The sequence below is a fragment of the Anatilimnocola aggregata genome (assembly GCF_007747655.1).
GTDB classification, from domain to species: domain Bacteria; phylum Planctomycetota; class Planctomycetia; order Pirellulales; family Pirellulaceae; genus Anatilimnocola; species Anatilimnocola aggregata.
In genome coordinates, this window is sequence record NZ_CP036274.1 from 3,336,877 (window position 1) to 3,359,541 (window position 22,665).

General features: G+C 58.8%; 16 protein-coding genes. 5 read left to right on the plus strand and 11 right to left on the minus strand.

The window, feature by feature from the left end; genetic code table 11:
* Positions 1–20 precede the first annotated feature (20 nt).
* A complete protein-coding gene (locus ETAA8_RS12660) occupies positions 21–3,128 on the plus strand; it encodes a PVC-type heme-binding CxxCH protein (protein ID WP_202921792.1) in 3,108 nt (1,035 codons plus the stop codon).
* A gap of 2 nt (positions 3,129–3,130) precedes the next feature.
* Here the strand turns inward: ETAA8_RS12660 and ETAA8_RS12665 are convergent, their stop codons facing one another.
* The 5 genes from ETAA8_RS12665 to ETAA8_RS12685 all read right to left on the minus strand — a co-directional run bounded on the left by ETAA8_RS12665 (position 3,131) and on the right by ETAA8_RS12685 (position 8,801).
* Positions 3,131–4,051 (minus strand): dihydrodipicolinate synthase family protein, encoded by a 921-nt coding sequence (locus ETAA8_RS12665; protein ID WP_145088468.1) that lies wholly within the window; start codon positions 4,049–4,051, stop codon positions 3,131–3,133.
* Between the two features lie 30 nt (positions 4,052–4,081).
* Complete coding sequence (gene pdxA / locus ETAA8_RS12670; protein WP_202921793.1) at positions 4,082–5,089, minus strand: 4-hydroxythreonine-4-phosphate dehydrogenase PdxA; 1,008 nt, start codon at positions 5,087–5,089, stop codon at positions 4,082–4,084.
* A gap of 27 nt (positions 5,090–5,116) precedes the next feature.
* Complete coding sequence (locus ETAA8_RS12675) at positions 5,117–6,394, minus strand: MFS transporter (protein WP_145088470.1); 1,278 nt, start codon at positions 6,392–6,394, stop codon at positions 5,117–5,119.
* 60 nt (positions 6,395–6,454) lie between these two features.
* The gene (locus tag ETAA8_RS12680) at positions 6,455–7,462 is read right to left on the minus strand and encodes a DUF1559 family PulG-like putative transporter (RefSeq protein WP_202921794.1); all 1,008 of its coding nucleotides are present in this window, start codon (positions 7,460–7,462) and stop codon (positions 6,455–6,457) included.
* Between the two features lie 412 nt (positions 7,463–7,874).
* On the minus strand, positions 7,875–8,801 hold the full coding sequence (locus tag ETAA8_RS12685; RefSeq protein WP_145088474.1) for a DUF1559 domain-containing protein: 927 nt from the start codon (positions 8,799–8,801) through the stop codon (positions 7,875–7,877).
* Between the two features lie 201 nt (positions 8,802–9,002).
* On the opposite strand from ETAA8_RS12685, the gene ETAA8_RS12690 reads away from it, so the two are divergent.
* Positions 9,003–9,440 (plus strand): hypothetical protein, encoded by a 438-nt coding sequence (locus ETAA8_RS12690; RefSeq protein WP_145088476.1) that lies wholly within the window; start codon positions 9,003–9,005, stop codon positions 9,438–9,440.
* Between the two features lie 487 nt (positions 9,441–9,927).
* Here the strand turns inward: ETAA8_RS12690 and ETAA8_RS12695 are convergent, their stop codons facing one another.
* The 5 genes from ETAA8_RS12695 to ETAA8_RS12715 form a co-directional block, all read right to left on the minus strand.
* On the minus strand, positions 9,928–10,368 hold the full coding sequence (locus ETAA8_RS12695; protein ID WP_145088478.1) for a DUF4198 domain-containing protein: 441 nt from the start codon (positions 10,366–10,368) through the stop codon (positions 9,928–9,930).
* A gap of 46 nt (positions 10,369–10,414) precedes the next feature.
* Entirely contained in the window at positions 10,415–11,371 is a 957-nt protein-coding gene (locus tag ETAA8_RS12700) for a DUF1559 domain-containing protein (protein WP_202921795.1), read from the minus strand.
* 199 nt (positions 11,372–11,570) lie between these two features.
* Complete coding sequence (gene rtcA / locus ETAA8_RS12705; RefSeq protein WP_145088482.1) at positions 11,571–12,626, minus strand: RNA 3'-terminal phosphate cyclase; 1,056 nt, start codon at positions 12,624–12,626, stop codon at positions 11,571–11,573.
* 93 nt (positions 12,627–12,719) lie between these two features.
* Positions 12,720–15,125, minus strand: coding sequence for a hypothetical protein (locus ETAA8_RS12710; protein ID WP_145088483.1), 2,406 nt, complete (start codon positions 15,123–15,125; stop codon positions 12,720–12,722).
* Between the two features lie 83 nt (positions 15,126–15,208).
* The gene (locus tag ETAA8_RS12715; protein ID WP_145088485.1) at positions 15,209–18,340 is read right to left on the minus strand and encodes a serine/threonine protein kinase; all 3,132 of its coding nucleotides are present in this window, start codon (positions 18,338–18,340) and stop codon (positions 15,209–15,211) included.
* A gap of 286 nt (positions 18,341–18,626) precedes the next feature.
* Here ETAA8_RS12715 and ETAA8_RS12720 point away from each other — a divergent pair, with 286 nt between their 5' ends.
* The 3 genes from ETAA8_RS12720 to ETAA8_RS12730 all read left to right on the plus strand — a co-directional run bounded on the left by ETAA8_RS12720 (position 18,627) and on the right by ETAA8_RS12730 (position 22,351).
* On the plus strand, positions 18,627–19,862 hold the full coding sequence (locus ETAA8_RS12720; RefSeq protein ID WP_145088487.1) for a Glu/Leu/Phe/Val family dehydrogenase: 1,236 nt from the start codon (positions 18,627–18,629) through the stop codon (positions 19,860–19,862).
* Between the two features lie 206 nt (positions 19,863–20,068).
* Complete coding sequence (locus tag ETAA8_RS12725; protein ID WP_145088489.1) at positions 20,069–20,620, plus strand: hypothetical protein; 552 nt, start codon at positions 20,069–20,071, stop codon at positions 20,618–20,620.
* Between the two features lie 486 nt (positions 20,621–21,106).
* Positions 21,107–22,351 (plus strand): exo-alpha-sialidase, encoded by a 1,245-nt coding sequence (locus tag ETAA8_RS12730; RefSeq protein WP_145088491.1) that lies wholly within the window; start codon positions 21,107–21,109, stop codon positions 22,349–22,351.
* 71 nt (positions 22,352–22,422) lie between these two features.
* Here the strand turns inward: ETAA8_RS12730 and ETAA8_RS35585 are convergent, their stop codons facing one another.
* On the minus strand, positions 22,423–22,557 hold the full coding sequence (locus ETAA8_RS35585; RefSeq protein ID WP_261343632.1) for a hypothetical protein: 135 nt from the start codon (positions 22,555–22,557) through the stop codon (positions 22,423–22,425).
* Positions 22,558–22,665 lie beyond the last annotated feature (108 nt).

Below are 22,665 nucleotides of genomic sequence, written 5' to 3' on the forward strand. Positions count from 1 at the left end.
TCCAAAATCGAATCGTCGGAATGGAGCAAGTTTCCGAATGTGAAATGGTGATGCCGGTAGTGCCCCGGACTGAAGCAGTCCGTGCCGCTGCCTCGTTCATGGCCCAGCAAGCATCTGATACGTCTCACATCACCGTCCCCGAGGGCTTTACGGTTGACGTTGCTGCGGCTGCTCCGCTGGTGCAGCATCCGATCATGGCAGGGTTCGATGATCGCGGCCGCTTGTATGTGGCAGAAAATGCCGGGCTCAACTTGCGCCGCGAAGATCTGGAGAAACAGCTTCCCAATAGCATCGTCCTGCTCGCCGATACCGACGACGACGGCGTTTTCGACAAACGAACTCTCTTCGCCGACAAGCTTACCTTTCCTCAAGGGGCGCTGTGGCACGATGGGTGGTTGTATGTCGCCTCGTCCGGTGCCATCTGGCGGTTTCGTGACTCGAATGGCGATGACGTCGCCGACCAGCGCGAGCAGATCGTCGGCAAGTTCGGCTATACCGGCAACGCTGCCGATGTGCATGGCTGCTTCCTAGGGCCTGAAGGTCGCATCTATTGGTGCGAGGGTCGGCATGGTCATGAAATTGCGAATGCGGCTGGCGAGATCGTTTCCAAAGGGAAAGCGGCCCGCATTTTCTCGTGCGAGCCCGATGGCACCGACGTGCGCACGCATTGTGGTGGCGGGATGGACAATCCCACGGAAGTCGATTGGACAGCGGCGGGCGAGATGCTGGGCACGGCAAACATTTTTTATCACCAACGGGGCGATTGCCTCGTCCATTGGCTGCACGGTGGCGTTTATCCGCGGCACGATCAGCCCGCCATGCACGCTGAATTCCGTCGCACGGGTGAACTGCTCGACGCGGTGCACGACTTTGGGCACGTCGCCGTCTCCGGTCTCTGTCGCTATCGCCCCTGCGGCGAAGGGAAGCAGGGATTTGGCAAAAATTGGAACGATGCCTGGTTCGTCACGGAGTTCAACACGCACAAAGTGAAGAGCGTGCAACTTGCTCGCGAGGGAAGCTCCTATCGCGCGGAAGTGCTGGATTTTTTTACATCGTCCAGCAGTGATTCGCACCCGACTGACGTGCTGCAAGATGCCGATGGCAGCTTGCTGGTGATCGATACCGGTGGCTGGTTTCGAATCGGCTGCCCCACGTCGCAAATTGCCAAGCCCGACGTGCTCGGGAGTATTTATCGTGTGCGAAAGCGCGATGCCGCCAAGATGGTGGACCCCTGGGGAAAGAAAGTCGCTTGGAATCGCGCGACTGCGGAAGAACTGATCGCCCTGCTCGGTGACACGCGCCCAGCGGTTCGCGCGCGAGCTGTGGCTCAACTTGTACGCAATAAGAATGCCGCAGTTCCTTATCTGGGTAAAGCGATTGACGAAGAAGATCCTTTGCTGCGGCAACACGCGGTCGAAGCGTTGACGAAAATTGGCTCCCCCGCCGCCCTCAGTGTGCTGCGGGCCGCTATTGAAAATAATGATCCCGTTGTGCAACAACTGGCTGCGCTCGCCCTCGGTGCGCACGCCGATGGTGACGCTGTAGACTCTCTCACCTCGCTGCTGGCCAAGGATCAACCTGCGCAGTTGCAACTGACGGCTGCGACTGCGCTCGGTCAAATCGCCTATCCGACCGCAATACCCGCATTGGTCAAAGCACTTGCGGGTAACCTCGATCGGCCGCGCGAGCATGCTCTCATTTACGCCTTGATTGAAATCGACGACCCTGTCGAAACCCGCGCTGCCCTCGCGCATCGCAGTCCGCTCGTCCGCCGTGCGGGGCTCATTGCGCTCGATCAAATGCCCAGCGGCGATTTGCAGCGGGAAGAGGTGGCGAACTTACTTAGTACTGGCGATCTAGGCCTGCAAACTGCCGCGCTCGATGTGATCAGTCGCCGTCCCGGGTGGACTGACGAACTAGTTTCCTCAATTAGCCAACTTCTTGCTCAGCCCGAACTGAACGAAGCGCAGCAAGGACTTGTAATTCAATCGTTGGTTGCTTTCCACAAACAACCTGCGGTGCAGCGACTGCTGGCCGAAACGCTGGCCAGCGAAAGAACTCCGGCTCGTACTCAGCTTCTTTTGCTGGAAGCGGTCGCCCAGGCCCGCTTCGAGCAAGTTCCTCAGGCGCTCCGCCCTCCCCTGCTCCGCGCTTTACGCCAGGCAGAGGCAAATATTGCTCTATCGGCAATTGCGGCAGTAAGTTCTGCGGCCGATGCGTTTCGTGATGACCTGAGCCAACTCAGTGCCGACGGCAAACTGTCAGCTGAAGTCCGTCTCGCCGCCTTCGCAGCAAGTTCTCCGGGCCGGCCTCTGCAAGCCAGCGAGTTCGCCTGGCTGGAATCGCAATTGGCTGGCGAAGTAGCTCCCGCGCTGCGCATGATCGCCGCCCGCGTACTTGGTGCTGCGAAGCTGACCGCCGATCAACAGCAACAACTCACCAAAGCAGTTGCGATTGCTGGCCCGCTGGAAATCATCCCACTGCTCGCAGCCTTCGAGCACTCCGGCGATGAAACTTTGGGAAAATCGCTGGCTGCTGCCATTCTGCAATCGCCTGGTAATGCATCCCTCTCGTTACCGCAAATCGAAGCGCTGCTCGCGCACTACCCGGCCAGCACCCGAACCGCGTTGCAAACACTCATCACACGGTTGCAACTGGCCGTTCAAGAGCAGCGGTCCCGACTCGAACTACTTACGACGATGCTACCCGCGGGTAATCCAAAGACCGGCAAGCAAGTCTTCGTCAATCGCCAGGCCGGCTGCTTTCTCTGTCATCGAGTGGGTTCCGAGGGCGGCCGTGTGGGGCCTGATTTGACAACGATTGGCCAGCGACGCAATAAACGCGACCTGCTCGAAGCGATTGTCTTTCCCAGTTCGTCCCTGGCACGTGGTTTCGAGTCGCACACCTTCCTGCTCGACGACGGCCGGTCGCTTACTGGGCTTATCGTGCGCGAAGCAGCTGACTCACTCGTGCTGCGCGCGGCCGATCAAAGCGAAGTAAGGGTATCACGCACAAGCATCGAAGAAATGAAACCCAGCAGCATCTCCATCATGCCTGCGGGGCTCGACAACGTGATGAGTCGCCAGCAACTGGCCGATCTCGTGGAGTATTTACAGACGTTGAAGTAAAGCTATCGCGGCGTTCGTTTCACTTCGGCATTCAGAATTGCCAGTAGTCGATCAACCTCTGCCTGCGTCTCGGCGTCCAAGTTCCACGAGTTGGGTCGCCGCCGCAAATCGGTCGCGAACAGCCCGCGCTGATGCAGGATGTACTTTTCAATTGCCAAGAAGCCATCGAGTCCCGCTTGCAGCTGCAGGGCAACCAGAGCGCAGACCGGAAAGTAAAGTCGATAGGCGGTCGCATCGTCGCCGCGCACGAGTGCTTGCCAGAGCGGCACGATGGCATCGAGATATTCCATGCCCGGCATGGTCCCGGCAATACCGCGGCGAAAGCTATCGATCAGCAGGATTCCGCCAGAGCCTTCGTACACGCGCGCCTGCCCGCTGGTCATGTCTCGCAGTTCGGAAAGGAGCGGCCCAATGGGCGACGCTTCGGGTTTGAAGAGAATCTTCTCGTTGCCGTAACGCTTGAGAAGTTCGGCCTGCACGCTGATAGGAATGCTCTTGCCGACATATCCCGAAGCATCTTGCACAATTACAGGCAAGGGCGAAGCGTCGGCCAGGCTGGCATAATAGTGCAGCAATTCCTCCGCCGGGACGCCGCACGAAATAGGCGGCACGGCCATTACCGCATCGCAGCCCGCGGCAGCAGCCCGGCGTGTGAATATCAACGCCTGCTTCACACTTTCGGCACCCACGCTCATTACCACGCAACCTCGGCCCGCAGTGATGGCGGCCAGTTCGTCGGTTAGTTGCAGTCGTTCGTCGTGCGTCAGTCGCAGCAGTTCGCTAACCATGCCAGTGCAAACGCCATCGGCCCCCACGTCGATGGCCCAATCGATCTGCTTCCTCAAACTCGCATAGTCAATTTCATCTCCGGCAGTAAAGGGTGTATGTGCAATCGGCAGAACGCCGCGGATGGGACGGGGCATGAGCAGACTTTCTAATTTCGGTTAGTGGATTCAATGAGGTTGAACGGCCAGTTTTGCAGCCAGCCGAACTGCGGCAAACAGGCTGCTGGGACCGGCGATTCCTTGCCAGGCGATATCGAACGCGGTGCCATGATCGACGCTGGTTCGAATCACGGGCAGACCTAGCGTGGTGTTAATCGCAGTATCGAAAGCCAGGGCCTTCAGCGGAATGTGACCTTGGTCGTGGTACATGCAAATGTAAGCATCGGTCGCCGCCCGCCGCCACGTGAGAAAGCAAGTGTCGGGAGGCAACGGCCCTTCGATCTGAATTCCTTTCGCCCTGGCCATGGCTAACGCTGGTGCGATGATCCGTTCCTCTTCGCGATTGCCGAACAGACCATCTTCGCCCGCGTGCGGATTGAGTCCGCAGCAGACCAGCTTCGGTTCCCGCTCGCGCAGTCTGCGCATCGCGGCGTGCGTGAGTTCGATCACTTCGAGAATCCGCTCACTGGTGAGCAACTGCGGCACTTCGTGATAGCCGACATGCGCGGTGACAAAGCTGCAGGTGATCTCGGGGGACGTGAGCATCATGCACCAGCGGTCCACTTGCATCCGCTCGGCGAGAATCTCGGTATGTCCCGGGTAATGATGCCCCGCGGCATGCAGGGCCGCTTTGTTGATGGGGCCTGTGCAAATGCCGGCAATCTCGCCCGCCAGCCCCGCTGCAATCGCCCGGTCAAGATACTGATAGGCCGCGTGACCTGTGTTCGCATTCACGCGGCACGGGATCACGTCGACGGCGGTCACGCACTGCAAGTCCAGCACCGCGGGCACAGTAATGGTGCGGTGTTTCTCGGGCCACTCGGCAGTGGTGATGACTGGTGCATTGAACGTCCAGCCTAAGTGCGCTGCTACGCGCTGCAGCACGCCGGCATCGCCAAAGATGATCGGCGTCACTTCGCGCGCAAGCTCTTCATTCTGCAGCAATCGCAGGCAGAGTTCGGGACCAACCCCGGCGGGGTCTCCCATGGTCACGGCAATTCGGGGAAGCGGGTTCATGGAATCGTGAGCGGATTGCAGGAGCAACTAAACTCTGAGTTTAGCCGAAGCGCCGGCGTCGCGCGGTAAGTAGAACAGCCAGCCGATGGCCGAGAGTCGCATGATCGTCCCCACGATGAATGCCAAGTGAAAGCGATCGACCGAGACCGGTCCCAGCGGCACGGGCGAAGTGCGCGGCAACTGGTCAAACAGCACCCCGAATAGTACCGAACTGGCAGCAGTCACCAATCCACCTAGGGCAAAGTACAGGCTGATATACGGGGGCGAGTTTTCACCCGGCGACAACTTGAGCATCAGGTGGGGCAGGCAGACGTTCAATCCGGCGTAGGCGATCCAACAGAGATAGGCACCGGTCAGCCACAGGGGATGTTCGCGCGTGGCTAACGGAAAAAAGAGAAGCGCGATTGAAACGATCACTTGTGAACCAATCATGATCGCGCGCGAGTTACCTCGATCGGCCCAGTAGCCAATCAGCGGGGCAACGATGATCTGGCCAATGTGCATTAGCGCTATCAGGAACAATGTCTTCTCGACTGGCAACTTCAGCACCACAATGGGGAAGAAGGCTTGGGCCGCTTGAGTTACTCCATTGGCCAATCCGGCGTAACACCAAAAGCCGAGCAGTGGACGGAAACGATCGTCGGTGATGGCTGCGAGGAGTTGCCGGGTGGTGTCGTTGGGTTTGCTGATGAGTGGCGGCTCAGGCATCCAGATGAGCGGGACGATGGCCAGGATCATGCACCATGCTCCGGCTAGCGCCGGGCCAGCCAATGTCTCCCAACGACCGATCGAGGGATCCCACAGCGGATACCACTTGGCGAAGCCCGCAGCGGCGAGAATGCCGACGATTTGCCCAACGGCCATCAGCGAGGTGCGCAGGCCGATAAACGAACCTCGGGTGGCAGACGCCGCAACATCTCCCAGCCACGACCAGAGGGCAATCACGCCCAGGAACATCGCGAAGTGCCAACCGCCCCACAGGGTAACCAGCCAGAAAAGCTTCAGCCGTTCATCGATGGCTGACTTCGGCTCGCACACAATTGGCAACGCCAAGAGCAACAAGCAACTGAGCAGAAAAGCGGCGACAGCGAACCACTTGCGGCTGCCAATCCAGCGCAGAATTGCCGGAGCGAAAAGCCTTAAACCGCCGGCCAGATTGGGGCTGGCAACAATCAGCCCGATCGCGATTCCTTCGGCACCCAACTCGCGCGCCAGGTAAGTCACCAGCGTGGTGCTTACCAGCCCATTTCCCAAACCCCAAAACAACCCATTGAGATGCGCTTGCCAAAGCGTGGTCGGGCGCATCGTGCGGAAGACCTGTCACTGCGGAGCTACTTGGTAAGTGTCGTTGTGGAAATAATATTCTTAGAAGTCAGCCGGCAACTTGGTGGATTGCCAGTCGGGCTCGGGTGAAGCATTCGTTGGATTGGCGGGATCCTTAGTCTTCGCGCCGTGGGATGTCATTAGCAGGCAGAACACTCCATAGTCGACGGTTTCCGCCATAAACTTCGCTGAACCATCTGCGTAGCAAACCACAAAGCCGCCAGGATGCTGGCTGGAGGGACGGGCATAGTCACTGCTACCGGATAGGGGAGAGCCAGTCCCTTGAGCTCGCGCGTCGTAGTTTTTGTTCAATCCCTTGGAACTGGTTGGCTGTGACGTAACGCTTGATACCGCTTCCCACATCACACCGCACAAGTGTTCCTCGGAGGCTTCACGCCAGTCATAAACATCCAAGTTCTCAAGGAACTGCAAGGTATTCGTTGCCCCATCGCCGTTGGCAATATCTCCACTCGTGCTCTGGAAGATTTTGAACGTGTCACTCGACCCCTTGAGCCGATCGTCGAGAGCCCCATTGGCAAAATAGTCGAGTGCATTCGAGCCGCTGACGGCAGCGTTAATTCGTCCTGAATTGGCCGCATAGGACGACTTAAAGGCTTTCACGCTATCGCTATTATCGGAATTGTCAGAAGCACATACCAGACTCTTAAATGCGCCGCCCGATACTTTCCCCAAACCTCCTGTGGGTGGAGAAGCGGCATTCGTCGCCAGGTCGGTAGTGACATCGGGACGCCCCAGCGAATCTGCCAATGCATGGACCCAGTTCAAGGCATGGGTCGTGTCGGTAGCGTTGGTCGGTCTGGCCGAAGCGTGTGGATAAAACCAGCGCGAGGGGGGCAGATGCTGTTTGCTCGATTCGTAGTATTTGGTAGCGAGCCCAATCTGCTTCATGTTATTGAGGCACGCCATTCGTCTCGCTGCTTCTCTCGCCATTTGCACCGCTGGCAAGAGCAACGCCATCAGCACGCCAATGATGGCGATGACGACTAGAAGCTCGACGACCGTAAACGCCTGCCGACTGTTGCGACCCATGTGAATTGCCCCCTCCAACTTGTGCGTGCGTGCCGTTCCTGTTCCGTGGCGTTCGAATCTGTTCCGAGATGCGAACGGTTCTTCTCTGCCGCTCATTCTGACCGCGGCAACTAGCGCTGGCAATTATCCCCCAGCAGTCTTAACAAGTGGGCTGCTCATCCTCGGCACTGCCGTTGTTTGATTCGGCTGCGAATCAACATCGGCTCCAGTCGAACCACATGCGCTGGCAGATGATGCTTGCGCAGGGGGAACCAAGCCAAAACTTCGTGCTGTCAGATGAGAGAACCGCCACAGATAAGATGCTTCAATTGTCGCAAAGGGGAACAGCCATGTCGAGTTCGCGTCAGGAAAAAATCTCGAAATCTTCGCAATCGAGCGTTTTCGCCGGGCCTGCGGTGGGGCGACAGGAACCTTATGGCACGCTCACCGGTTCGCCGTCATCGCGATTGGCTATGCGATCGAGGGTCGTCAAATCGGTGGTCACGCTCAATGTTTTCACCGCGCCATCGCCAAACACGAACTGGCAAACCGCGGGGTGATAACTGCCGAAATTGCCGCCGGCGCGAATATCTCGCACGATCGGGGCACCCGTCCCCAGCTTTTTGAACGAACCGGAATGGTCGCCATTCCAGATGGAACTGTCTTTCTGCGTGGTTTGATTCAACTGGACATGCTTCTCGCCATAGAACACCGTGTTGCTCAATCCGTCCGTAATGTTACTGAATTTTAGTGGACGACCCCCACGATACCAAAAGGGTCCGTTCGCCCGGTTGTCTTCGGTGACGGCAACCATCACGCCGCCGCCCGAGTCGTACGTCATCCCCGGAATGTAGTCTGTTCGGCCAGCGGGCGTACCGGCATTCGAGGCATAGTCACCAACGCCGCCGGGTGTATGAGGCGTCACGCCATCCTGATGCTTATCGCCATCGGGAATGGTCAACTTCGCCCGTTGCCGCGAAGGACACAGATAAAACTTCATGGTCCGCTCGCGAGCGTCGGCAGCTTGGGTGTAATAGGTCTTGGTGAGATCCCATTTTTCGAACTCGTTTCGCGATTCGATAAACGGCAGCATGATCAGAAATGAGGTCTCGCGCGTGTCGTACCGCGAATAGGGAATGTACCCATAGGTGTCGTGATAGTTCTGCACTGCCAGCCCGATTTGCTTCAGGTGGTTGCCGCACTGCATGCGGCGGGCAGACTCGCGGGCCGATTGAACCGCCGGCAACAAGAGAGCGACCAGCACACCGATGATCGCAATCACGACGAGGAGTTCCACGAGGGTAAACCCCCGCTTATGTCGTTGGTCGGTTGGAGAGGACTGGTCCGCTGGAGAAGACATGACCGAGACTCCGCCGCTTTGGATATGCTCGCTCGCAAGACAATACGTAGCCGAAGCGAATCCTAAGTGTTTTTGCGCGCCGAAGTCAATCAATTCCGCATAAATCTGCCACCGCGAGGTTTTGACAGTTGAATTTTGCTACCGCAATTCCTTACAGTCAGCAGCACTCGACTCTCCCCGCCTGACGTTATGAGGTTGGCCATGCGTGTTCCTTTCCCCGTGCCCGTTTGTTTCGCCTGGATAGTGGTTGGCCTGCTCGCAGTTGCCGGTTGCAGTCAACGCACGGTGCCGGTAACCGGCCAGATCACGATCAAAAACGAACCGAACGCCGCCAAGCTGGCTGGCTATGGCGTGATGTTCGAACTGGCCGAAGCGGGCCCCGATGGCAAACTGGTCAGCAGCTTAGGGGAAGTTGATGCTGATGGAAAGTTTGCCCTCAGCACGCTCGGCAGTAACGACGGAGCCTATCCCGGCAAGTATCGCGTGGCGATCACGCCCCCGATACCAATGGGAGACGATCCGCACCCGAAGCCCGTCATTCACAGTCGCTATCACGACCTGAACAGTTCGGGGCTAGAAGCAGTCATCGGGGCCAACGGCACCCAGTTCACTTGGGAACTCGATCCACCGGGTAAGTGAACCGTCATCGCCGAGAGGTTAATCAACACCCCCCTTTTGCGTGCATCACAGGCAAGCCGTTTCGTGACAACGAATTGCGTTCAAATTGCGAGTTCCGAAAACATCCTATTTGTTGATAAACCGTATGCGTTCATGCCAGCCTGATGTCGCGGTACTGACCCTCAGTTCGCAGTATTTCAGGTAACCCGAAGCGTGAGCGAGGCGCGTGCTGATCGCGGTTAAGAACTGTCGCGACTGCTAGACCATTCGCTTTAGCCCACGCGATCGCGCGCCCCGAGTCGCCCCAACGATTCAAGTGAGCTCTGCGCGTCCGTATCTCCGTTTCGCTTTCCTCGCTCACGCTTCGGGTCTCCTAAATAAGCCGTACTAGCGTGTGCGACTCCCACGCCGCGAGCGCGCATTCCTTCTACCAGGTTGCCAAACAGCCGCTCTATTTATGACGACTTATTGATTAAGTGTCAAGTAACAGGCGCCGATATTTTCGCGTTTACTTGGTAACAATCTCGATATTTGCCTGGTCGGTTCCGCCGGCCGGAACTTCTAACTCGTAACTCCCATCCGTATAACGCGCAGGGACTTTCTCCGGTTCGGCGAGCTTCAGGTCATCGTCGGCGGCCTCGGCAAAAACGGCGGTCGCAATTGTTACCCGATGTTTGCCCACCAGGGCGCCGGGTTGCTCGGGGGTGATGAGTTCGAGCGTAAACTTTCCCTCGGCATCGGTCTTGGCGAACGAACCGCTGGCGGAACTTGCCGCGGCCGATTTGTCCGTGACCGGTTGAAAGGTGATATTCGCGCCGACGAGGGGCCGGCCATCGAGCGTGACCTTGCCGGAGACGGGCACAATGTTGGCGCTGGGTCGAGCACAGCCAGCGAACTGCGCGGCAGCGGCCAACGCGACCAAGACAAACAAGGCGCGACCAGACTTCACGGCGATTGTTCCGATGGTGAGAGAGTCGGGGCAACGATGCGGGCGATTACTGCGACGTTTCGCCGCCGTTAATGGTGGCCAAATCGCAGAAGAGGTTGATATCGATGGTGGGTGAGATCGAGCGCGCCGAGCCATCGACATTGATGAACTGAATCCCGCCCGGGTGAAAGCTGCCCCAGCCGCGTTTGCAAGGATTGGCGCCCCCGGTGCCTCCGATCGCCACGCAGCGATCGAAGTCATTCAGCAGCACGCGCGACTGCGGGGTAGCTGCACCTTGATTGTAAGAGGTGTAGCTATAGCCCCAAAAAGTGCGCCGGCGCGGATGTGTTTTGGTCGAGTATTCGCCCACCATCAGCGTATTTGAAGTGCCGTCCTGCACCGTGCCGATCCGTTCTTGTATTGGCAAGCCGCTGTCATAAATATGCAGCACCCCGGCCCACGACTTGTCTTGATTGCTGTATTGATTCGTGTCCCACCAGCCGTTGCCGTCCGACTTTCCCTGCATGCCGCGGTAACTCCCTCCCATGAACTCGATGTTGTTGGTCCCGGCCGGGCCACTTTCGGGCACCAACTTTTGCTTCGTCTTCAGTTCACTGGGGCACTCATACAACTTGATGTACTGCTCGCGGACGAACTGGTTCGCGGCGTCTTCGTTGTTCTTCGCAAAGTCATACTTCTCGACCAGGGCTGTCTGTTCCAAGTAGGGCAAGATCGAAATCGACCACGAAGTGAAACTGGGTGTGGCACAGCAACCCCCCAAGGTGATGTTGCCCGGCGGAAAGTAGAGGAACGTATCGTGATAATTGTGCAGGGCGATGCCGATCTGCTTGAGGTTGTTCTGGCAGGTCGAGCGACGGGCCGATTCGCGGGCTGATTGCACGGCGGGGAGTAGCAGCGCCACCAGGACCCCGATGATGGCGATGACGACGAGCAATTCGACGAGCGTGAATCCGTGAAGCAGCCTGAAATCGCGAAACTTGGTTCGCTGACGAAACGAAGACATCCTGCGCTGGCGGGAGAGTTGACCAGTCATGTTCGTTGGCCTTGTCGGTTCCGCTGACTGCGGAATTTGCACGGGAATTCGCCGTTTACCGCTTTGCAGAATGGTGGCAGGAAAATTCCGCAAAATGGCTAGAAAAGTTTCACCTAAGCTAAGCAAACTTCGCCTGCGATGCAAGTTGAACGTAGCGAAGTTTTGCCGATTACGATGCTGCAGCCGGCTGCGAAGCTTGCGGCGCAACTCGAACATCCACCAACCCGGGTTCCGGCTCGCTCTGGGTGAACTGCACGGGGAGAAACCGCTGGATGATATCGATATGCGTGAGCGAGTGGCCGCTGAGCGTGCAGGTGCGGAATTCGCTGGCTTGGCCCTGGTGGGCGGCGATTGCCAACGGGAGCATCAGTTGGTCGGCCAGGTGCGGACCAACGGGGGCTGCGTGAGCGAGATACTCCTCCGTTTCTTGCCAGGCACGTCGCGCAACTTCTTCAGCCCGCACACCCCGCTCGCCAAAAGCGACGAAGAGTTCGGTCACGTGTTCGAATTCGAGTTCGATGAGAACGACATTGCCGCAGCCGTGCGCCGGAACTTCCTCAGCCTTTAGCCATTCTTTGGCCCAGCCCGAGAGGCGTCGCAGTTCGTGACATTCACGCTCGGCGATTGTTTTGGGCAAGTTTGCCACCAGCGCGCGAGCCCTTTGCTTGAGCAATTTGCCCCGCGCGAGCAACTGCAGCCCAACCAGCGGCTCGCGCGGTTCGATATAGACACGCAGGCGACCTCCACCAGCTGGATAGAAACCGTGGCGCTCGAGTTCCAGTTGCAGGCCGGGACCAAGTTGGCGCACGAGTGGTGCATAGCTGCGCTGTAAGAAGTCGACCGGTGGCGCGAGCGGGTTGTGCGTTCCCCCTTCGATGACGAGCGACGACGGGCCGCTGGCCACGAGCAGCGGGGCGAGCACCGTTTGCAGCACCAGCGACGCACTCCCCGCCGTGCCAATCGAAAACGTGTACTCGCCGGGCTGGACCTCGCCCGGTTCGAACCAGAGTTGCGACGAACCGAGCGCGGCGCCGCGCAGCCTGGCACTGCTAATCGCGGCCGAGGCCTGCACGGCGACCAGATGCTGCTTGGCCAGGCCGCTGTTCTTGCGCTTGGCGCGAATGTTCTGCAGCATCACAGGTTGGCCAGTGACGAGCGAGAGCGCGAGGGACGATCGCACGATTTGTCCGCCCCCCTCCCCTGCCGAGCCATCGATCTCGATCATGGTTCCCTCGCCAAATGTTTTTCGATTCAACTAGCAAGAGAGCCCGGCGTGGCCAGGGTTCGCGATGAAGTGGATTGAACTCACCGCGTCGAGCTATTTGGCAGGCGCTGCGCCGCGAAGCTGCGCCAGTTGAGCGGCCAGTTGGCGCTGCTGCGGCTGAGAGAGCGAGGCGAGCAGGCAATTGCCGGTCGCATCGAAACGGAGTTCGCCGTGGCCCCCCGCTTCCCGAAAGTGTTGATTGCCGAGTGCGGTTCGCAACCTGGCCACAAGGTCATCCCCGCCAGTCTTTTCCGAGAGCAAATCGCGGACAGGATAGACTTCCAGCTCAGACTGGGCGGCGAGCGACTGAAGCGAGACGATTTGCAGTGTGCGACCATCGACCACGCGCCAAGCCAGTTGCATGCGGCGGGTGAGATCGTCGAGCACGGTCGCCAGGGGCTGCTTCTCGACCGTCAGGGTCACTTCCCCCAATGGATTCCAGCCCGCGGAGGCCAGCGATTGCCAATCAATCAGAATGCGGACCTTGGCAGCTTTGCCCAGCCGATCGGCCACCCGGAGCAGCGACGTGGGCTGACTGTAATTGAGTGTGATCGGTGTAGCCAGCGCGGCCTGGGCCCGCTCGGTGCGCGTGGTGAGTTCGAACAGCTTGGGATCGAACTTGCTGGCCGGACGTCCGCCGCGCGCGACGCGCAGTTTTTCGGCGAGCAACACACACTCGGCCAACACCAGGCGATGCTGACGAACCTGGAACTCGTCCTTACCGGTGATGAGCGTCGGCTGGCCTTCGTCCTCGCTCCAGGAATCGGGCGCGATCAAGCTAGTGAACAGGCTGGACAATTCGGCCGCTCGATTTTCATCGCTGCCGGTGAGGTCCTTCACCGCGAGACGCATGGTTGTGAGTTGCGGGCTGGCGACATCGATCACCAATTGACCGGCCTCCAGGCGCGCCTCCAAACCCATTGGCTGCAACGCATCGCGGAGCGCATCGCCAATCGTGGTTCCTTCGCCCTTCCAGGTGATCGGAGTTTCGGGCGAGTAGGGAATCAGCTTGACCATGCTCAGGCCATCGGGCCGCAGCGTGATTGGCACGGTGCTTAAGTCTTGCATCACTTGCAGGAAGTCAGCGAGCGGAGTGCCGGCGATTTCAATGGCCGGTAGCGGATCGGACAACCGGGCGGCAGCATCGACGTGCAGCGGTTCAGGCTTGGGCAGGTTGTCTGTCGGGGCAGCTGGTTCTGGTTCGACTTCGAGTGGCGGCAGGACCGGTTTTACTTCTGGCGCGGCGGGACTAGGGAGCGGGTTCTCGTTGCCGCCACCAAGAATGTTGTCGAACTTGCTGAGTGGATCATCGCCCGGCGCGAGTGGTTTTTCAGGGGGCTGGGGGGCGGTCAGTCCGAGTGGATCGATCTCTGGCGGCTTCGGTACAGGAACCGGCACTGGCGTGATGTTCGGCAGCGGTGCCGGAGTGACGGGGGCTGTTTCGACTGGTGCCGTTGGTGGAACGTTGGCAGCTGGATTAGGCGTTTCAGGAGCGACAGGTGGATTGCTCGGCGCGGGTGCGACCGGCGTGGCCGCGGTTGGTGGTTGTTCAGGGATCGTGTTCGTCGAGCCTGGGTTTGCTGTTGATGGGTTCGTCAGTGCTGGGTTGGTTGGTAGATTCGCGATGGGCTGGGCAGCATTGCTGCTGAACCACGAGAGGGTCATCGCGACCACGCCGATCGCCAGGATCACTCCCAGTGCTCCGGAGGCAGAGACAATTGCCCAGTATTGCCACGGGCTGCCAGCAAGTGTTCCAGTTCCAGTTGCGGTGGCCACGGGCTCGTCTTGCGGCAACACCGTGGGGTCGTAACCGGCGGGGGTCGCATTGATCGGCAACGTGGGCTGAGCAGGCTTGATCGGTGCCGCTGCTACCGCCGGGGCTGAGGCGGTGGCCAACACTGCGGCAGCAGTTGCCGCCGCAGCTTTTTGCTGGTTGTGCTCACTGGGCTTGATCGCGACCGGGGACTGATTGCGAACGGTGGTCGTCGGCGGATTGGCGACGGGAATATCGTTCTGCGAAATCGTCTTGGCTTGCGAATCGGGATTTTGCTTCGCATCGGGCGAGCGAATCACCGTGGGCTGAGTACCCATGGGTGGCGCGGGACGCGCGGCGGCTTTGGCTGGTGGGCCCGCAGCAGGAGTGCGGGCGGTTGGAACTGGCACCATCGACCGAGCCGGAACATTGCCGAGCAACGCATCGACATCGTCGAATGCGCTGGTATTGATGGGAGTGTTGATCGGAAAGTTAGCGCTCGCCGGTGGCAAGGGACGAATCGATCCCGACAGATCGGAACGCGTTTCACCGGTGTCGCTGGCACTTGCTGGCTGGGGAGTTTCGGGGGGCTTCACCAGCACCATGCCACCACATTTCGGGCAGGCCATGATCTGGCCAATAGCCGAAGCGTCGCGGACCTTGAGCCGCGACTTGCAAGTGGTACAGGTAAGGGAAAATGCTTCCACGATGGTTCGAGCTCTCGTTCGGTCTGCGCCCCGTCTCTCCTAACCTTACACTCTAGGCCACAAACGGCCCGCCCGCAGAATCGTTACTGACCTTTCGGTCGGAACGCGGGGGGGAGCGTGTACTTCTTCGTGGCCGCTGCTGCCCGCGTGGTAATCAGAATCATCTGCTTGGCCGGATTATCCGGATCGGGCCCCACCACCCACAGCAGTTTTTGATCGGCCTCGTCGGGCGTTTTGACGGTTGTCACTGGATTTGCCTTCATCACCAGCGCCGTCAAGATGTCGGAGATTGACTTCCCTTGTTGATTGAAGTCGCGAACGGTTTGATTGCGCGTAATGCCGTCGATCTTCAAGTCATCGCCAATGATCTTGATGTTCAACTCCTGAGGTCCACCTTTGGCAAACGGCGACCCCTTGGCGACTTCCTGGGCATCAATGGCCAAATCTCGCATGCAGAACTCCAGCGGGTTAGCGTCGAACTGCATGGACGTCTTCAGTGCCAAGACTTCTTCAATCGACTTCGGTCCCGTTGGTTTCGCTGGGCCACCCGAGGCTACTTGCCCTGCTCCTGGCGCGCTGGCCACCAGCAATTCGCCGCCGAGCACCAGGTTGTGGGCAGCGGAGCCGGGAAGATAGGCGTTGACGATGGCTTGATCCCCTTCGACCCCGACACGCATGTTGTCGTGCAGTTTTTCGATCATGCCCGGAAACTTCATCGACAGGCGACGCCAGTAATCGGGCGTGTTGATGCTGGCGACATAATCGAAAATGGAATTGGGGACAGCCTTCAAACGCGTGCGCAAATCTTGAGCGACGCCGAAGGGATCGCGATTGAGTCCCGCAAACATGCGGAACTCGAGATAGAACGCACTGTCGAACTGCATGCTCAACAGCCCAGCTTCGATGTCGTCACCTAGGAACAGATCGAGCGGCTGACGAACCTTCGCCCGGTCTCCTTGAAACAATGTTTGGCCATCGTCGTTGTCGAAGAAGTCGGGGTTGAACATCACGCTCACATGCCGCGCACCATCGATGGAACGACGCAGTCGTTCGAGATCGCGGGCCATGAGTGGCGGAGCGCCACCGACCATCGCCACTTCTTTCACGTCGATGGGGTCACCCATCAAAAACGACTGGGCACCTGTCGGCGAATCGGCCACAAAGAAGGCCGACTGCTGGCCGAGATAGTAACGGTTGTTTCCTTCCTGCGTTTCGGCCGGATTGCCCCACTTGGCAATCAAGTCGCTGCTGGGAACAGCGGTCTTCAGCTGCACAGAGTGGGAGACTCGCGGAAACTTTCCTTCGTTGTTATGCAGAGTGATGATGATCTGCTCAACATCGTTCAACGAGACACCGGCCGCTTGTTCCCAGGCTGTGCGACCAACAGAAAATTGAGGCCCGAGCGCGTCGAGCACTTTCGTTCCTTCGCTCGCTGCGAGGATTTCCGCAGGGCGAGCGACGATAAAGATCTGCCCTTCGGGCGGAACCAGGCGGAATTCCACGGGCTTGCCGCTGGTAGGAGAGGCCCAGAGCAATTGACCATCGTCAGCCACGACCTGCTGGGTGGGGCCGCTATCGCTGGTACCTGCCGGATTGCCCGCTGGTCCCGTCACGGGATTGTTGATTTTTTGCGTACCCGGAATCAGCGGGTTATTGGTGCCAGGGTTCCCCATTCCATTCGTTGGGTTCGTTTGGACAGGAGCCTTGACGTTCGGGTTGAAGTCACCCTCGATCCGTTCGATCACAATCGGTGTAAAGTTATCGTCCTTCGTGACGACCTTCGTCACTTCCGTCGGCGCAGGCTTTTGGTTCATCGCATAGACAACCAAGATCAGCGAGATGGCCACAGCCCCGACTCCCACGAGCGCGGTAATCACGGTGCGTGTTTGATCTTTTTCCTTCTTGGCGATCAATTCCTGGCTAGTAATGGCCCGGTTCACTGGCGACGGTGCTGCGCCGGCCAGCGCCACCCCAGCGAGTGGTGATGCGCTAGTGCCACTCTTGGCAGTCACCACCGCTTCACCCGCTTCTTGAATGCGCAGACCGAAACCAGGTTTGCGAGTCTCGATTGCTAATTCGGGCTGCGGTGTTGGCTGCGCGGCAGCGGCCAACTGGGCTTGCTTCTGAGCGACCCAGTGTTCAAAGCCACCTTGCGTGGGCAAAGGTTGCGGCGGGGGCGAGTAGAGCAATTGCGGATCAACAAACGGAGCCAATTGTTCGGCCACGATGGCAGCCGACTGATAGCGCACCTGCGGATTCTTCGCCAGCATGTATGTGACCAGTTGGGCCAGCGGCGGCGGCACACCGAGCGGTTCGAGCGGACGAATCCCTTCCGTCGCGTGCCGAGTCATCTTCTGCAGCACATTGCCGCCGGTAAACGGAGGACTGCCGGCGAGCAAACAATAGAGCGTGCAGCCGAGCGCATAAACATCGCTGAGCGGATCGGGCGCGCGGCCGGCATGCATCAACTCGGGGGCGAGATAGTCCGACATGAGCGTCAACTTCGCATCGGCCTGCGCAAAGTTGATCGCACCGGGAACCGTGTGCGGATCGAAGAGGACTTTGACATCGCCCGGATGACCAGGGACGGAAGTATCGAGAAACAGGTTGGCGGGACGCAGGTCACCATGAGCGCGGCCCGATTGATGCAACTGCGCCAGACCAATGGCCGCCTGCCGCGCCAGTCGGGCAGCTTCGCCAGCGGGGAAGCGGCCCATCGCCAGGCGTTCGTCGAGGGCCGCGCCACGCAGGTCTTCGGCGACGACAAACTTGAAGGAACCGAGATCGACGGGCTCGAAGAATCGTTGGACGTGCGGCGATTGCACCGCGCAGGCGGCCAGGGTGTTTTGCACCGCATCGGCCCAGGCACTGGGGTCTTGAATCACCGCGCCGGTGAGAAACTGCAGCAGCACGGGATGACCCGTCGGACCATGCACCGCGCGAAACGCTCCCGCCAGTCGCCCTTTTTCAATGCGGTCGTAAACTTTGTAGTCGCCGTAATGAAACGGTCCCGGCCGTCCTGCCAGCAGAATCATCGTCTGGTAGCGACTAAGCACGTTCCGCGCAACGAGCCATTCGGCCAACGTCCTCGCATTGCTTTGGTCGCTGGCACCCTTCACGTGACTAAAGTCTGCCGCCAATTGCTGGCACTGTTCCGGAGCCAGCAGCCGACTTTGTTGTAGCAACGACCAGAAATCGGGTATCGGAATCGACATCCAGAAAAGCTCCCTCGCCTCAGTTCCACTCGCACCCTGCCCTACCCTTCAAATGTAACGTGGGCCAAGGGTGGTGACTAGCAAATGAACTGCGGAAAGGGCGGGAGGCGAACGCCGGGAGACGAGGAAAATGTGGTGGAAAATACAAAAACAAGCCGCATTGTCATATCTGCCGCCTCTCGTCCCCCGCCTCCCGTCCCTGAAATGCTAGAATTTTCAGGCTAGGCAGATTTGCGTTGCACCTTGCTAGTCGCTTAGCCTCTCGTCACCTCTCCCGGAGCTAGTCATGAAAGCGTTTGAATCGACTCGGTTGTATTTTGAGCGGGCTGCTGATCGTCTGGAACTGGCCGAGTCGCTGCGCAAACTGCTCCTTACACCCAAGCGAGAAGTGCAGGTGCAAATTCCGGTCGAAATGGACGATGGCCGCCTGGAAACCTTTATTGGTTACCGAGTGCAGCACGACGACTCGCGCGGGCCCATGAAAGGTGGCCTGCGGTATCACCACGAAGTCGATCTGGATGAAGTCCGATCACTGGCAACGCTAATGACCTGGAAGACAGCCGTCGTCGATATTCCCTACGGCGGAGCCAAGGGGGGCATCGCCATCGATCCGAAAAAAGTCAGCGTGAAAGAGCTGGAACGGATCACGCGGAAGTTCATCGATCAAATTCACGACATCATCGGGCCGCACAAAGATATTCCCGCGCCCGATATGGGAACCAGCGCCCGCGAGATGGCTTGGATTCGCAATCAATGGGAGAAGTATCACGGCTTCGGCCCGGCATGCATCACTGGCAAACCAGTCGAGGACTATGGCGCACTAGGGCGTGAAGAAGCCACGGGGCGCGGCGTTGGCGTGCTGGCTTATAAGCTGCTGGGGAACTTGAGCCGCAAGCCGCAAAACACCCGAGTTGCGTTGCAGGGGTTTGGTAATGTCGGCTCGCATGCAGCCAAGTATCTGTATGAGTCGGAATACAAGATCGTGGCTGTCGGCGATCATACCGGTTCGTTCTATTCGCCCACCGGGCTCGATATTCCCAAGATGCTCAGGTACGCCCTGGCGAACAAAGGTTCGCTTCTCGGCTTTAGTGAGGCGGAGCGGATTGGCCACGATGAACTGCTGGAGTTGAATGTCGACTTGCTTATTCCCGCAGCCCTCGGCGGTGTGATCACCAAGCAGAATGCCGCCAAGATCAAAGCTCCCTTAATCATCGAAGCTGCGAACGCGCCGATCGATCCCGAAGCGGACGACCTGCTGCATCAGCGCGGCTGCATCATCCTCCCCGATATTCTAGCGAACGCCGGTGGTGTTACCGTCAGCTACTTCGAGTGGGTGCAGAACCTGCAGTTCTACAAGTGGAGCTTGAACCGCATTCGTCAGGAACTCGAAGCAGTGCTCACCTATGCCTTCGAAGCGGTCTGGCAAGAAGCCAAGCTGCACAACGTCAGCTTGCGAACCGCCGCCTACATGATTGCGATTCGCCGCGTGCAACGGGCGACCGAACTTGGGGGCATGGGGTAAATGCAGAATGCAAAATAAAGAATGCAGAAGGAAGGAGTTCTATCCCTCCGTTCATTCTGCCTTCTGCGTTCTCATTTCTGAATTTCGCCAGATTTTGCTTCAAGTAGCAATCACGTTAGGCCGATAACTCCCGCCATAGCTCCGATTCGGCGTTCTGGGGAAACTTTGACGCCGCTAGCGACCCCCTCGATAGCAAGGACGATGGCATGGATGCCCGCCACTCACTCACTTTGACCGCGATCTCCGGTTTGCTGGCCCTCAGCTGCCTTAGCACGGGCTGTGCGTCACTCGGCAAAACGGCGCTCTGGGGTTCCAAGGCAGAAGTAGTGAAGGGTGACGCTGCCGACGTCCCGGGCGCGGCCGCACCAGCTGGCAAGTTCATCGTCGAACTCCGGCCGGTGAGCGGCAAAGCGCGAGCGATCGAACACACGATTGCCGGGCCGCTTAACGTGCACGATGCCCTGGTGCAGGCGAAAGTCATCAAGGAGTATCGCCGCATGAAACTGGAACTGGTTCGTCCGTTGCCGAGTGGCGGCTGGCATCGGATGCCGGTTGAATACGATCGGACTTCCAAGCGAGTTGCCGCCGAGTGCGACTATGCCATACTCCCCGGCGATCGCCTGATCGTTACCGAAGATCCCACTACGATCCTCGGCGACATGATGGATTCGGCCACCAATGGGGCAGGCTTCATGGGCACGGGCACGGCACCCAAATCGGGCAAGACCAAGTACGGCACCTTTCGCGTCGCCGGTTAGTCCCACCTGACTAAGCAAATACTCTTGATCCCTTCAGCCCCGTCATTGCGATGGGGCTGTTCTGCGCGCCTGCCCAGGGACCACCAATTCGTCGGCTGCTTTTCGCCCGATACGTCCAATCTAGCTGGCCCTAATGAGACATACCTGGATGGCGACCTTTCTTCGTCAGGGCGAAGTACCTAAGCTGACCTACTAGTCCGACTAGCGATCAACGTCATCTGGTTAACCCTCGGGTTTGCGCGGGTGAACTGCAAACTAGGGAACCACCAGTTCAACGGCCGCAAGCGGCCCGGTTAACCAAGTTTGGCAACCCAACATCCATCGGTAGCTCAGCCACTACGCGGCTGCCAAGGGGGAAAGCGGCAATCGAATATAACCAGTGAACTTTCCTGGACTAAAATGAGTTGGCCAATCGAGCACGCTTGCCCATTGTCTTCGTGACTTGCTTTTCTCAGTAATCCCTCAATCTGTTCCTGGGTATTCCGCATGAATCGCTGCTTGTCGTTGCTCGTTCTCATTGCTGGTACCGCTGTGGCGGGGGCGGCTCCGCCGCATCCAGTGACTAACCCGAATTCGCCGCAGATGTTGGCGGGGTCTTGGGTCCCGAACGACCCGCACAAGTTGGATTTCAACCGCCTGCCCAGAGTTCCCAGCGAGCACGTGGTGGTGAGCAACGTCCGCGACCCGGCGAACTTGTCCAAGGGGCCTGACAAAAGCAAAGGTGGGGTCAATCAGCACAACTATCTCGCCCATCACAAGGGAAAGTTCTGGCTGATGTGGAGCGATGGTCCAGGAATTGAAGATCGCGTGGGCCAGCGGGTGAAATTTTCCAGTAGCCCGGATGGACTCACCTGGGCCAAGCCGCAATTTCTCACGCCAATTCCGCCTGGTTCGGGGCCAGATTCGCCCCATTACGCCACCCGAACCGACCAAGGTTTTCGCTACATCTCGCGCGGATTTTGGCAGCGCGACGGCGAACTGCTGGCGCTGGTTTCGCTCGACGAAGCAGCCGGCTTTTTCGGTAAAAGCCTAGAATTGCGGGCCTTTCGTCTCAATGCAGATGAAACCTGGTCCGACGCCGGCGTGGTCTACAAAAATGCGATCAACAACTTTGCTCCGCTCATGCTCCGCACCGGCGACTGGATGATGTCTCGCCGCACCCACGACTACAAAACCGCTGGCGTGCATTTTTTGGTGGGGGGCGCGAAAGGGCTTGATCAGTGGGACTCGTTTCCGGTGCTGGGCTCCAGTTCGGCGCTCAAGGCCGAAGAGCCCGATTGGTGGATCCTGCCCGATCACAACCTTTCCGCCATTTTTCGAGACAACGGGGGCGGAGGTTTTCTTTATCGTTCCTTCTCGAGTGACGACGGCCGCACCTGGAGCCCGCCAGTCAAAACCAACTTTCCCGACGCCACATCCAAAGTCAGCGGCTTGCGCCTCAGCGATGGCCGCTATGTGCTGGTTTCTAATCCCAGGCCGAAGCACCGTGATCCGCTCGTGATTGCCCTCAGCGACGATGGGCTCGTGTTTACTAAAATGGTCTATCTAGTCGGCAAACGTCATGTTGATTATCCCCATGTGATGGAACACGAAGGCCAACTCTACATCGCCTTTGCCGGTGGCAAACAGTCGATCGAAGTGCTGCGGCTGAAACTCGCCGATCTGGACGCAGTCAAGATGCCGACGCAGCCGCTGACGTTCGCCGCCCCCGCCCCGCAGAAGATGAAGTAAGGCCAGGAACCCCGTCCCTGACTCTGCTGCTTGCCGCTGCGGGTCTGATGGGCGACTGTATCTTCTGGCCTTTACTCACCGGCATCTCCCGGCAGGTCTGGTGGCTCGTAGGCCGCTCCCGAATCGTTATCGTGATGTCCTAGTTCGACCCAGCGATGAAAGGTGGACCAGGGCCAATTGCGCGGACGCGGCGTGTACTCACCCATGTCTTCCCCAGACTTCTGCGGTAAGGTTTGTGGCCAAGTCTGCCGGAATTCAACGTAATCTCAGCCCAACCTGCGGCGCTACGTTACCTCAAAACCACTTTAAGTGAG

Bases quoted from the DNA above. Each gene is read 5' to 3' on its own strand.
- ETAA8_RS12660 (WP_202921792.1), top strand. From the start codon at position 21: ATGGAGCAAGTTTCCGAATGTGAAATGGTGATGCCGGTAGTGCCCCGG.
- ETAA8_RS12665 (WP_145088468.1), bottom strand. From the start codon at position 4,051: ATGCCCCGTCCCATCCGCGGCGTTCTGCCGATTGCACATACACCCTTT.
- pdxA (WP_202921793.1), bottom strand. From the start codon at position 5,089: ATGAACCCGCTTCCCCGAATTGCCGTGACCATGGGAGACCCCGCCGGG.
- ETAA8_RS12675 (WP_145088470.1), bottom strand. From the start codon at position 6,394: ATGCGCCCGACCACGCTTTGGCAAGCGCATCTCAATGGGTTGTTTTGG.
- ETAA8_RS12680 (WP_202921794.1), bottom strand. From the start codon at position 7,462: ATGGGTCGCAACAGTCGGCAGGCGTTTACGGTCGTCGAGCTTCTAGTC.
- ETAA8_RS12685 (WP_145088474.1), bottom strand. From the start codon at position 8,801: ATGTCTTCTCCAGCGGACCAGTCCTCTCCAACCGACCAACGACATAAG.
- ETAA8_RS12690 (WP_145088476.1), top strand. From the start codon at position 9,003: ATGCGTGTTCCTTTCCCCGTGCCCGTTTGTTTCGCCTGGATAGTGGTT.
- ETAA8_RS12700 (WP_202921795.1), bottom strand. From the start codon at position 11,371: ATGTCTTCGTTTCGTCAGCGAACCAAGTTTCGCGATTTCAGGCTGCTT.
- rtcA (WP_145088482.1), bottom strand. From the start codon at position 12,626: ATGATCGAGATCGATGGCTCGGCAGGGGAGGGGGGCGGACAAATCGTG.
- ETAA8_RS12715 (WP_145088485.1), bottom strand. From the start codon at position 18,340: ATGTCGATTCCGATACCCGATTTCTGGTCGTTGCTACAACAAAGTCGG.
- ETAA8_RS12720 (WP_145088487.1), top strand. From the start codon at position 18,627: ATGAAAGCGTTTGAATCGACTCGGTTGTATTTTGAGCGGGCTGCTGAT.
- ETAA8_RS12725 (WP_145088489.1), top strand. From the start codon at position 20,069: ATGGATGCCCGCCACTCACTCACTTTGACCGCGATCTCCGGTTTGCTG.
- ETAA8_RS12730 (WP_145088491.1), top strand. From the start codon at position 21,107: ATGAATCGCTGCTTGTCGTTGCTCGTTCTCATTGCTGGTACCGCTGTG.
- ETAA8_RS35585 (WP_261343632.1), bottom strand. From the start codon at position 22,557: ATGGGTGAGTACACGCCGCGTCCGCGCAATTGGCCCTGGTCCACCTTT.